Annotated in this window: 12 protein-coding genes; 11 read left to right on the top strand and 1 reads right to left on the bottom strand. The window is 55.4% G+C overall.

Annotated features, from left to right (window positions below; genetic code table 11):
* Positions 1–25: 25 nt before the first annotated feature.
* Positions 26–511: a flagellar protein FlgN gene (locus HMPREF0574_RS04835; RefSeq protein WP_036324906.1), complete on the bottom strand. Its 486-nt coding sequence runs from the start codon at positions 509–511 to the stop codon at positions 26–28.
* 180 nt (positions 512–691) lie between these two features.
* Between HMPREF0574_RS04835 and HMPREF0574_RS04830 the strand changes: the two genes are divergently transcribed.
* The 11 genes from HMPREF0574_RS04830 to HMPREF0574_RS04780 all read left to right on the top strand — a co-directional run bounded on the left by HMPREF0574_RS04830 (position 692) and on the right by HMPREF0574_RS04780 (position 11,272).
* A complete protein-coding gene (locus HMPREF0574_RS04830; protein ID WP_004007584.1) occupies positions 692–1,993 on the top strand; it encodes a sigma-70 family RNA polymerase sigma factor in 1,302 nt (433 codons plus the stop codon).
* A gap of 134 nt (positions 1,994–2,127) precedes the next feature.
* Positions 2,128–3,747 (top strand): flagellar filament capping protein FliD, encoded by a 1,620-nt coding sequence (gene fliD, locus HMPREF0574_RS04825; RefSeq protein WP_236585808.1) that lies wholly within the window; start codon positions 2,128–2,130, stop codon positions 3,745–3,747.
* A 96-nt stretch (positions 3,748–3,843) separates the two neighbouring features.
* Positions 3,844–4,290, top strand: a complete 447-nt coding sequence (fliS, locus tag HMPREF0574_RS04820; protein ID WP_004007582.1) for a flagellar export chaperone FliS — start codon at positions 3,844–3,846, stop codon at positions 4,288–4,290.
* Positions 4,280–4,618, top strand: coding sequence for a hypothetical protein (locus HMPREF0574_RS04815; protein WP_004007581.1), 339 nt, complete (start codon positions 4,280–4,282; stop codon positions 4,616–4,618). The genes fliS and HMPREF0574_RS04815 overlap by 11 nt, the downstream gene beginning before the upstream one ends.
* Positions 4,619–5,421: 803 nt before the next feature.
* Positions 5,422–5,769, top strand: a complete 348-nt coding sequence (gene flgB, locus HMPREF0574_RS04810; protein WP_004007580.1) for a flagellar basal body rod protein FlgB — start codon at positions 5,422–5,424, stop codon at positions 5,767–5,769.
* The gene (gene flgC, locus HMPREF0574_RS04805) at positions 5,766–6,164 is read left to right on the top strand and encodes a flagellar basal body rod protein FlgC (RefSeq protein WP_004007579.1); all 399 of its coding nucleotides are present in this window, start codon (positions 5,766–5,768) and stop codon (positions 6,162–6,164) included. The genes flgB and flgC overlap by 4 nt, the downstream gene beginning before the upstream one ends.
* A gap of 7 nt (positions 6,165–6,171) precedes the next feature.
* Complete coding sequence (gene fliE / locus HMPREF0574_RS04800) at positions 6,172–6,603, top strand: flagellar hook-basal body complex protein FliE (protein ID WP_004007578.1); 432 nt, start codon at positions 6,172–6,174, stop codon at positions 6,601–6,603.
* A complete protein-coding gene (gene fliF / locus HMPREF0574_RS04795) occupies positions 6,603–8,219 on the top strand; it encodes a flagellar basal-body MS-ring/collar protein FliF (protein ID WP_004007577.1) in 1,617 nt (538 codons plus the stop codon). The genes fliE and fliF overlap by 1 nt, the downstream gene beginning before the upstream one ends.
* A 2-nt stretch (positions 8,220–8,221) precedes the next feature.
* The gene (fliG, locus tag HMPREF0574_RS04790) at positions 8,222–9,247 is read left to right on the top strand and encodes a flagellar motor switch protein FliG (RefSeq protein WP_004007576.1); all 1,026 of its coding nucleotides are present in this window, start codon (positions 8,222–8,224) and stop codon (positions 9,245–9,247) included.
* Complete coding sequence (locus HMPREF0574_RS04785; protein ID WP_004007575.1) at positions 9,237–9,941, top strand: FliH/SctL family protein; 705 nt, start codon at positions 9,237–9,239, stop codon at positions 9,939–9,941. Before fliG ends, HMPREF0574_RS04785 begins: the two co-directional genes overlap by 11 nt.
* Positions 9,938–11,272, top strand: a complete 1,335-nt coding sequence (locus HMPREF0574_RS04780) for a FliI/YscN family ATPase (RefSeq protein WP_004007574.1) — start codon at positions 9,938–9,940, stop codon at positions 11,270–11,272. The genes HMPREF0574_RS04785 and HMPREF0574_RS04780 overlap by 4 nt, the downstream gene beginning before the upstream one ends.
* The last annotated feature ends 5 nt before the right edge of the window (positions 11,273–11,277 follow it).

The following is an 11,277-nucleotide window of genomic DNA, read 5'->3' as shown; positions in this document are numbered from 1 at the left end:
TTCCAAAACCCCCGCGCGCTTGTTCTTACATTGAGGTGTCGAGGATGGTGGATTCGCCAGTTCCCGAAACGTGGATTCCGCCGTCTTCACCGTAGACTTCTTCGGTGTCCTGCATACTCATCAGGGTTTCTTGGGTGGCGCGCTGCAGGGAGGACAAGACTTCCTGATTTGCCTGGGACATATCGGCAATTTCAGAAGTCAGGGAGATGAGGGCTTCGCGGTGTTGGTTCAGCAGGGTCTGCCACGGTTCTTCGGCTGCCGCGGCGATTTCTTTCAGGGAGGCGTCGGGGGGCAGTCCCAAGTCGACTGCCACGGCTTCGGATTCCATGGAACGTTCCAGTTCTATCGTCTGGGCTTGCGCAATGACGGCTTCCAGCTCACGGGTGGCGCGAGGCAACCATCGGGACGAGGCGGTGGCAGTGATTAAACGTTCTTCCTCCAGCTTGAACAGCATGACCTCCAGAGTTTCACGTTGTTTCCACAGTTGACGTGATAATGCGTCTAATGACATGGCACTCTCCTCCTCGGTCCCGCCCATCGTCAGTGTTGGACAGCTCTTTAGCTAAACTTACCGGCAAAATTGCCAATCGCTCAAACCTGCCGATTACTCATTAATCTATCGCTAATTAAATGGTTTAAAAAGGTAAACTAATTTGGACTGCACCTGCGATTTTTTCTGAGGAGAGACACGGTGGAGGATTCACTCGGTGAAGTGAACCGCAATGAACTAATTGAAAATAACCTCCCCTTGGTTGGTTACCAAGTCGCGGAGTTATTACGCCGTGTGCCGTCTTTTGTGCAGCGTGAGGACCTCGCTTCGGCGGGTTCTTTGGCTCTGGTGCAAGCCGCTAATTCTTACGATTCCGCGACCGGGGTACCCTTTCATCGCTACGCAATCTACCGTATCCGCGGAGCCATGCTGGATGAACTGCGTTCTATGGACTGGGCGACGCGCGGGGCGCGCCAGCGCACCAAGCAACTGGAAGAAATGACCTCTACCCTCACTGCTGCGGCGGGACGTGCCCCCACGAAAGAGGAACTCGCTTCGGCTCTGGGGGTGGATGTGGAGTCGGTCGAGTCCGCCCAGCAAGACGCGGCTCGTCGTGTTGTCTCTATGGATGCGCCTGTTGGTAGTGAAGACGAGCGCTCCCTGGAGTTGCCTGACGAAAGCCCCTCCCCGGAGGACACCCTGCTGGATGACGAACGCTTGGTGTATTTACACGCGTCGGTTCGAGCGCTCCCGCAGCGCCTGCGTTACGTGGTGGAACAGGTCTTTTTTGAGGAGCGTCCCATTCAGGACGTGGCAGATGAGTTAGGCGTGACCCAATCTCGCGTGTCGCAGCTTCGTTCGGAAGCTCTCACCCTGATGCGTGAGGGGATGAACCGCCACCTCGATCCGGAAACAGCTGCGGAAGAAAATGAGGAAGTCACCGGCATCGTTAAGAAACGTCGCGAGAGCTACTTCCAAAAGATTGAAGATCACGCCGATGAGATGTTGCGACGAGACGCAGACCCGGACCTGGAGATAGAGGACACGCTGATTCCACCTCCCAGTTCCTCGTCAGCACGGGGTCGCCCGCGGGATGCTTCCGGGGTTCCCCGCCCCCGTTCGTCGTCTCTGCGTGATTCTCTGTCACAAGTTTCGTCCGGGCAATCGGCGGGTTCGTCTCGCCGTGAGGACGGGGAGGGAAAGCCCGTTACCGCGGACCTGCAGGGCACTTCCACCGAGAGCTTCCTGGCTGGTCACGCCCGTGGCACGGCGCAAGCAAAAGCCCGCATCGAAGCGGAGCAAGAGGCTAAACGCGCCGCCGCAGAATCGCAGAAACCTAAAAGTAAAGACAAAGCCCGCTCTCCTGGCGTCAAAACTGCTGTCGAACCACCGGCAGAGGAAGAAAAACCCCCAACCCCACCGACCACCTCCTACCTGGGAGGATTATCCATTCGGCAACAAAATATGCGGGCTGCGGCGCGTCAGAACCGCAGAAAAAAATAATTTCTCCTTAAATTTCGCTCCTAATCACCGATGATTAAGCGTGAGGTAGTGTCAGTGGGATGCCGGTCGGCGTCCTGAGCCTCGGCGTTATCTCAGGATGGGATGACACCCTTATTCCATGGAAGGAGCACATCATGGGAATTTCAATCCCCGGACTGGGTGGGTTCAATACTCAGGGCATCGTCAAGCAATTGATGATGCTGGAACAGGTTCCGCTGCGGAAACTTGAGTCAAAACAAAATGAGTACAAGTCTCAAGTTCAATCCCTGCAGACTATGAATACTAAGTTTTCTAATATCAAGCGGGCTGCTTGGGACGTCTACGGGCGTGCTAGCAAAGAAAGCGTCCGTTTTGATACTGCCGAGATTTGGGAAGCTGCTAAGGCGACATCATCCGATCCGATGGTAGGAGTGACCACTACTCCTGGAGCCCAGGTTGGCTCGGTCGAATTCGATGTCTTGCAGGTCGCGAAGTCGAAGCAGGCGACTTTGGATTTGGACGGTGTCAAGAATCTCTATGACGCCGCTAAGGCGAAAGGTGAGCCGCCCAAGATTTCCATCATGATTGGAGACAAAATCACCACGATTTCTCCGTCTTCAGCCACCGCTCCGGCGTTTGCGCGGGCGATTAATGCGGCTTCCGATTCGGGAATCAGCGCCACGTCAGTGCGTGTCGGTGATAATCCCGACGGGACGGGCAAATACGTGCTTCAGATTACCGGGAAAGAGACCGGTGCCGACAAGGGCGACTTTAAGATTTTCGCCGGTGACATTACGCAGGGTCTGGGACTGAATGCCAAGACGTCCAAGACGGACGCTGCCACTAACTCGGCTCATTATGTTTACGAGGATGCCGCCGCTTTGGCTGCCGCCGTGAGGAATACCGGCGTTCAGGAACAGGCTTTGAACATCATCCATCAATCTTCGGATGCCAAGATTCGTCTGCTCGGTCAAGAACGCACTTACGGCTCGAACGAGATTCAGATTATGGACCACGTCAAAATTGACTTGTCCAATGTGGTGCAAAAGACCAACCCCGACGGTACTCCGCTCTATACCGATGCCCTGTTAAAAGGCGTCAAGGTTAATGCTACGCGGGACTTCGATGTGGCTGCGGGCAAGATGGAAAAGATGATGGGTGCTTTGACGGATGCCCTGAATACTTTGAACCGGGGGATGCAAAGCGTCACCAAAGAAGGCATTGATCCGACCACTAATAAGCGTTTCACCTATACCGCTGCCGGTCCTTTGGGTAATTCGGAGGGACGCGAACTCAAGAACAAGATTATGGGGCTCGTCTCCAGCGGGATTACCGTCACGGATGCTGAGGGCAAGTCACAAACTTATTCTCTGTCCACGTTTGGGGTTGGCTTCTCGGGTGGTGTCGAGAAAGGCGCCGACGGTCAGGTACACGGCTCGCAAGTGAACTTGAAGTTCGACGCGGAGAAGTTTAAAAAGGCCATGGAAAGCAATCCCGAGAAAGTCCAGCAGGTCATGGTGGAGTTCGCCAAGAAAGTCGGGGACGTCGCATCCAAGGTTTCGGATTTCACCGAAGGGTCGTTGACCAGGTCCATCGAGTCGCGGCAAAAGACCGTTTCGTACTATCGTGATCGCATCAGTGAATACGGTGATCGTCTGGATCGTAAAGAGGCGCAGCTGTACAAACAGTATTCCTCTTTGGAAACGATGCTGGCGCGGATGCAGCAGCAGCAGACTTGGCTGGCTGGGCAGTTGTCTCAGCTGGGAGGCCAGTAAAACTGCATAATCTGACATTCTTCGGCTGGGTTTCTGACATTGTTAACCCAGCCGAAGTATGGTTAAGGGTAAGTTTTTGTTCTAGTGGAGGATAGTATGCAGACCGCCATTAATAGGTTCCAGCAGGACTCTATTGTCACCGCTTCACCAGCCAGGTTGCTGACGATGCTCTATGACCGGCTGCTGCTTGATATCGGGCGGGCTGAAAAAGCCCTGCGCGGTCAGAACCGGGTTGAAGCGCATAAAAATCTGACTCATGCGCAAGACATTATCGCCGAGTTGATGTCGTCCTTGCGGATGGATGTGTGGGACGGCGCGGAAGGTCTAATGGCCCTGTACGTGTATGCCATGAAAGAGCTGGTTAACGCCAACGTGCAGAGCGATGCTGATAAAGCCCAAGAGATTCGGGAGCTATTTGAACCTCTGGCGGATGCGTGGAAACAGGCAGCAGCACAGCTGGAGGCGGAGGAAGCAAAGTCTACGGGGATAGCTAAGAACGGTGAGGTCAAGCGCAATTCACGAGGTGATTTGGGTGTCGGCTAGTCGCGTTAACTCTCCGGGGTGGGAGGGCGAGCTGGATCGGCTCGAAGCGCAGATTGTGGAGGATCGGAAGCTGTTAAGATCTGGTCAGATTCCTCCCGAAGATTCGGGTTGGCAGCCTCCGCAGCTCGGACCGTTGCCTCCGGACTTGGCGCCGCGGGCGCGTCGGGTCCAGAAAGACTTGTCCGATTTGGGGAAAAAAGTCCGTTCTGCCATGAAAAAGAATCAGGAGGAGCTGCGTCGCGCCGGGGAAGAACGCGATAAGTTGCGCAAGATTCCTCCGGAAAATAAATCTGACCCCACTCCGCGGTACGTAGATTTCGAGGGGTAGGCTGACTCCACGGTTAAAACGAGACGGACTCTTTGCATTCACGGGGAACTTTCAGGAAAGCGTCTTTTCCTGAAAGTTTCCTGAGTATTTAGGCAAAGCAGCGGGAAAAGCGCTGGGTAATTGCATACAAATCAGATAATGTGACAAAAATCACATAAGGGACGTAGGTCCTATATAAGTTCAACCTATGAACGCAAGTGAATTTATTTTTCGCGCCCGTCTACAAGCGAGCCAAAATCTGTAAATCTGCGTGAGTTTCCTCTAATGTTCAGTTAAGCCTCAGAAAGTTACCATGTCTAAAGCATTTGTGTCTGAGCAGGTCGCGCGGAAAATCGCGTAAATATACCTAAAATTGCTGACAATTTGACAATCGATGAGGATGGGTCGGTGTGAGGCATCGCGGTATTGCAAACTGAAAGGAAACTGAACTAAACGGTTTCCTGCTTTATGGAGAAAGGAACTAACGGTGAACAAAACCCGCCGAATCGAAAAATTACAGGGTGGTAAAAATACGATGCTGATAATCCGGTAAATTACACCTGTGTAACCTTCCAGAAAGCTTCTCTACCAGCGCGTATAGTTCGGTCATTTGTCCTAACAAAAACCTACTTGATGTAAAAATGCGGGTTTTTGAAAAAACGTCCCGTGAAGCCCAAAACAAATTAACAAAACTCCTCGACAATTGCTTAGGAACTGCCGATACTTGAATATGTCAGCGCAACAAAGCACTGGACCGCTAGCAGGAAGTTATGCGGGTAATGAGGATCGAGGAATGATCCAGCGAGATAACATGTGAGGTCGTCATGTTTGATTCTGTTGGTTACGTAGCAATGCGTACCGCGCTGGATGGGTTGTCAATGCGTCAGCGAGTCATCGCCGATAACATTGCCAACATTCAGACGCCGGGATTCTTAGCCGGCAAGGTATCGTTTGAAAACGAACTGGCTCGTGCCGTTCAGTTTGGACACCCTGCCACCACGCATATCGCCACTGCACGCTCTTTGGAACCCACTCGCATCGACGGTAACAATGTCAACCTGGACACTGAGACCATTTCGAGTGTGGATACGGTACTGCGCTTTCAGCTGGCTACCCAAGCAATCAGTGGGGAATATACCAACATTCGCTCGGCCATGAGGACGACGTCATGACCACTTTTGGAGCAATCGGCATAGCTGGTACCGGGATGACGGTTAACCGTAAATGGTTGGACTGCATTTCGGATAACATCGCCAACATCAACACCACCAAGCCCATGAACGAGGAAGCCTTCCGGGCGCGCTACGTCGTGGCTCAGGCTGTTGATTACGGGCGTCCAGCCGGCACGATGGTATCGGGCATTGCGCTCGGTGGCACCGATGGTCGGATCGTGTACGACCCCCGCGATCCGAACGCGAACGAAGAAGGGTATGTCCGCCACCCAGATATTGACTTGGGATCACAGATGACCCAGTTGATTATGGCGCAAAGGGCTTACCAGGCGAACGCTGCGGTGGTGGATCGCGCAAAGTCCACTTATGAAGCAGCATTGCAAATCGGGAGGTAAGTAAGCCGTGCCTTACTCTGTAGACGGTATTGGTAGCAGGCTGACCAGTTCTTTGACCGGAACCCAGCAGCTGACCAATGACTTAGTACAATCCCTTGGGTTCTCACGTTCCGCAGCCACCCAAGCCGGTCCGGCACGCCTGGGCACCAATGCCTCGTCCGTCGCCCCGACCGGCACCGGTCTGACTCCGCAGGGTGGAGATGTCCGCGATGTCGCGGAAACCTCTTTCGGCAATATCTTTGCCGATGCGGTGTATAACATGCAGCAACGTGAGAGTACCGCCAAGAAGCTGGGTGTGCAGGCCCTCACGGGGCAACTCAATGATGTCCACCAATACACTATTGCAGCCGCAGAATCCCAGCTGACTATGGAACTGACCTCTACCATTCGGAACAAGGCAGTTGACATGTTCAATGAGATTATGAGGATGCAAGCATAATGCCACCGGTCATTGTAAACGCAGTAGATAAAGTAAAAAATACCGTCGGACAATTTTCCTTAGGACAAAAGACCCTGTCGATTATCGGGGTCGCTGTGCTCATTTTGGGCGGTGTGGTGCTGTACTCTTGGGTGGCAAGCCCGGATTACACCACGCTGTACTCCGGTTTGACCGATAAAGATCAAGCTGCCGTGACTGAACAGCTTGATTCCCAGGGCATCAAATATCAGGTCGCCGACAATGGCGTGGTCAAGGTACCGGCGAAAGATGTGCAAAGCGCGCGCATGAGCTTGGCGGCTGCCGACTTGCCCGCCCAGCCCACCTCCGGTTACGCCGTCTTGGATAACTTAGGCGTAGCAGCTTCCGACTTCCAACAGCAAATGGCAAAGAAACGCGCTCTGGAAGGTGAGTTGGCAAAGACGATTGACACGATGGATGACATTGATAAATCGTCCGTGGCGCTAGCCATCCCGCAAGAGACCGTGTTCGCCGACCCGAAGAAACCCGTTGCCACCACCGCTTCTGTGACCATCACCCCGAAGAATCGCAAGGACGTGTCTAATGACACGGTACAGGCCATCATTAATATGGTCGCGGCATCGGTGCCTAATCTGGATAAAACGGGAGTGACCGTGGTCGATACGTTGGGCAACAGCCTGTCCGACAAGGTCGAAGGGGGCGCGGCCGCGGCTTCAGAAATGGAAAAGAGCTTGGTCGACAAGGCTTTGGCAGTGGTGGAACCCCTGGTCGGAGCCGGTAATGCCCGTGTTTCGGCGCAAGTCGACCTGTCCCAAGACAATCAGGTGAAGACCACTCGGGTCTATACCGACCCGGAGGGCGGGGTTAAACCGCTGTCCGCTTCAAACGCTGCCGAACAGTACAGCGGCGGTGGAGCAGTCGTCGGTGGCGTACTGGGGCCAGATAACATTGGGAACCCCTACGAGCTGAATGGCAATAACGGCGGGAATTACACCAATACCCAAAATGTGCAAAACAACGCTGTCAATGAAGAAGTAACCCAGTCGACTCGTGCCCCTGGTGCGGCGCTGCGTAAGTCCGTGTCGGTCGTGTTGAATCAAGAGACCGCCCGGCGGTTGGACATGGCTCAGGTACGTGACATGGTGGCGGCAGCTACCGGTATTGATGCGGCGACTGGAGACGTCGTGAATATCTCCCGTTCTCCGTTCGATGACACCGCCAAGAAGGCTGCGGAAAAGGCTGCGGCTGATGAAGCTGCCGCCGAAGCCGCTGCCAAGACAGCTTCTCTGATTCGGCAGGCGGTCATCGCCGGGCTGATTATCCTGCTGCTGATTATTATCGCGGCGGTGGCAAAGAAACGCGCCAAGGCTCGTGAACGTGAGGCTCTGGACCTCGGCGAGCTGGATCAGCTACCCGATCCGTACACCTTGAGCGCTCCGGAAGAAGAAGCTCTCGAGATTGAAGCTGCCACGATTCCGGAACCCGAACCGGAGCCCGAACCTGAGCCGGAGCCCGAGCCCGAACCGGATCCGATTCTGCTTAAGATTGAAGCCAAGCGCGAGGAAATTGCCGAACTGGCTCTCGATAAACCGCAACTGGTTGCTGAGCAGCTGCGCGCCTGGATGGGAGGTCGCTAATCATGGTAATGTCGCAAGCCCTGACTCTGAGCGGGCTGCAGAAAGCTGCCTTGTTGCTGATTCAAATCGGCAAAGACCGTGCTGCTCGCGTCATGAGCGAAATGAATGATGATGAAGTCGAGGCACTGTCGGCTGAAATTTTGCGGATGACCAATGTCCCCCGCGAAATCACCGCAGATGTTATTGACGAGTTCTATGAAAACTCCATAGCCTCCGCCAGTTTGCAGCTGGGGCGCGGTGGTCTGGACTACGCTCAAAAAGTTTTGGAACAGACTTTCGGTCGGGAAAAAGCTGCGGAAATCATGGAACGCCTGATGCAGGGAATGCAAGGGCAGCCTTTCGACTTCCTGAAATCCGCCGACCCGCGGGAAATCGTGACCTTGGTTTCCGCCGAGCACCCGCAGACGATTGCCCTGGTGCTGGCGCATCTGCGTCCGGATCATGCCGCGCGAGTCATGGCAGGTTTAGGACCGAAACTCCAGGGCGAAGTGGCAGTGCGCATCGCTCAGATGGAACGGGCGAACCCCGAAATGGTGGCGTTGGTCGCTGAGTCCCTGCAAAAGAAGGCTGAGCAAGTCATTAACTCCGAAGAAATGCAAGCTATCGGTGGTGTTGAACCGCTGGTCGACATCATCAACCGGGCGGATCCGGGCACGGAAAAGATGATTCTGACCGGACTGGAGGAACGCGACGAAGACCTGGCTGACGAAGTTCGCTCCCGGATGTTCGTCTTTGAAGACATCGTTATGCTGGAAGATCGTGGTATTCAGCTGGTGCTGCGGCAAGTCGACGGGGCGCGCCTGGCGATGGCTCTCAAGGGTACTCACGAAGACTTGCGTTCTCGCCTGATGAAGAACCTCTCCGAGCGTGCTCGCCAGAATGTTATGGAAGAAATCGACATGCTGGGCAGTGTGCGCATGAGCCAGGTGCAAGAGGCCCGTTCCGAAATCGTGCAGCTGATTCGCAAGATGGAGGAATCTGGACAAATTGTCATCCGCCGCGAGGAGGAAGACGAATATGTGGCTTGATCAAGACCTTTTGGAGGTCAAAGAAAACCAGCGCCGCGGCGGTGTGCCCAATCCGGTGGCTTTGTCTACCGCTGCGGGGGCGAACTCTGCCGGAGCCTTCCGCTTGGCAGGAGCAACAAACCAAATCAAGGGCGACGGGAAGTCATCGCAGGCTTTCGGATACGCCAAAGGTTTTTCCTCCGGGTGGGCAGCCGGTCAAAAGCGGGCGACTCGTGAAGCCGAACAGGAACGCCACATCCTCAATGAGGAGGCGCGTTTGGCTGAAGAATCTCGCACCGAGGCGTATGTCGACGCGATGGACGAAATCCAGGCTATCGCCGATGCGGTTTCCTCCCGTGATGCCCTGGTCATCGAAGAAATGAAAGCCGCGCTGATGGAAGCGGCGCTGGATTTAGCGGAAGCCCTATTAGGGGCGGAACTGTCCGACGAACCGACTCGCGCCAAGGCAGCGTTACAGCGAGCTTTGTCGATGAATGACCCGAAAGACATTGTGAAGGTCAATATGAACCCACAGGATGTGGCTACGCTGACCAGCTTGGGCGTGGATTGCCCGGTGGAGCTGGTTCCCGATTCGGAACTGGATCCGGGTGACGCGGTGGCTTACATGCCGGAGGGGTTGCTGGATGCCCGGCTGACTTCGGCTGTGCGGCGTGCGCGAGAGGCTCTGGCGTCCGCCCAAGCAGCCGAGGAGTGAGCGCCTTGGAGCTGGCTACTTTACCATCTTTCGTGAGTCTGCTGAATGCCTCACGTCCGCAGCGGGTCGGCGAGGTGGAATCCGTCGTGGGCTTGTCTGTCCGGGTTCGCGGTTTGCAGTGCTCTGTAGGTGAAGTCGTGCTGGTGGGGGACGACCCCGGTGTCCCCGCCGAAGTGGTGGCGCTGGATGCGGGTATCGCCTCGTGTATGCCTCTGGATAACCTGGACGGTCTGCGGGTCGGTTCCCCGGTGCGCGGTACCGGCTTACCTGCCACAGTTCCGGTCGGTCCGGCTCTGCTGGGACGGGTTATCGACGCTGCCGGACGCCCGCTGGATGGCAAAGGTCCGATTTATGCGGCTGACCGGGTACCGATTCATGGAGCGGCTCCCAATGCTTTGGAACGTGCCCGGATTGATATGCCGGTCGCGATGGGGGTGCGTGTCCTGGACACGCTGGTGACGTTAGGGCGCGGTCAGCGCATCGGCTTGTTTGCTGGTTCCGGGGTCGGTAAATCGACATTGATGTCGATGATTGCACGTGGCACGAATGCTGAAGTGTGTGTGATTGCCCTGGTGGGTGAGCGTGGACGGGAAGTCCGTGAGTTCTTGGAAGATGATTTGGGCGAGGAGGGTTTGTCCCGTTCGGTCGTGGTGGTGGCGACTTCGGATGAGTCCCCGATGCTGCGTAAACGCGCCGCCTTCACTGCCACCCGCGTCGCCGAGTACTACCGGGATGCCGGTCGCCACGTCCTGCTGATGATGGATTCCCTGACCCGTACCTGTATGGCACAGCGCGAAATTGGTCTCTCTGTAGGTGAACCGCCCGCTACTCGCGGCTATCCACCTTCGACTTTCTCGATGATGGCGCAATTGCTGGAACGAGCAGGTTCCGGTGCTATCGGGTCTGTGACCGGCATTTACACCGTGCTTGTGGATGGGGATGACCATAATGAACCCATTGCCGACCAGGCACGTTCTATCCTGGATGGGCACGTCGTGCTGGATCGGAAACTGGCGGTGGCGGGACACTATCCGGCTATCGACGCGCTGGGTTCTATCTCCAGGGTGGCATCCAAAGTCACGACGCGGGAGCAACGGGAAGCTGCAACCGCTTTGCGTCAGATTATGGGGGCAAAACGTTCTGTGCAGGACTTGCTGGATGTGGGGGCTTACCAAGCGGGCACCAATCCCGAGGTGGATACGGCAGTGAAATATGATGCCGAGATTGAAGCATTCCTGACGCAAAAGACTGACGAGAAGGTCGAATTCGACGCAGCTTGGTCGCAACTGTTCGACCTCTATCAGGCTTTCAAGTCTGAGGAAGCGGCATAGGGGTG

The organism is Mobiluncus curtisii subsp. curtisii ATCC 35241 (genome assembly GCF_000146285.1).
Lineage (GTDB): Bacteria > Actinomycetota > Actinomycetes > Actinomycetales > Actinomycetaceae > Mobiluncus > Mobiluncus curtisii.
Note: the sequence above shows the minus strand (reverse complement) of the source record. Positions and strands in the feature narration are given on the sequence as shown.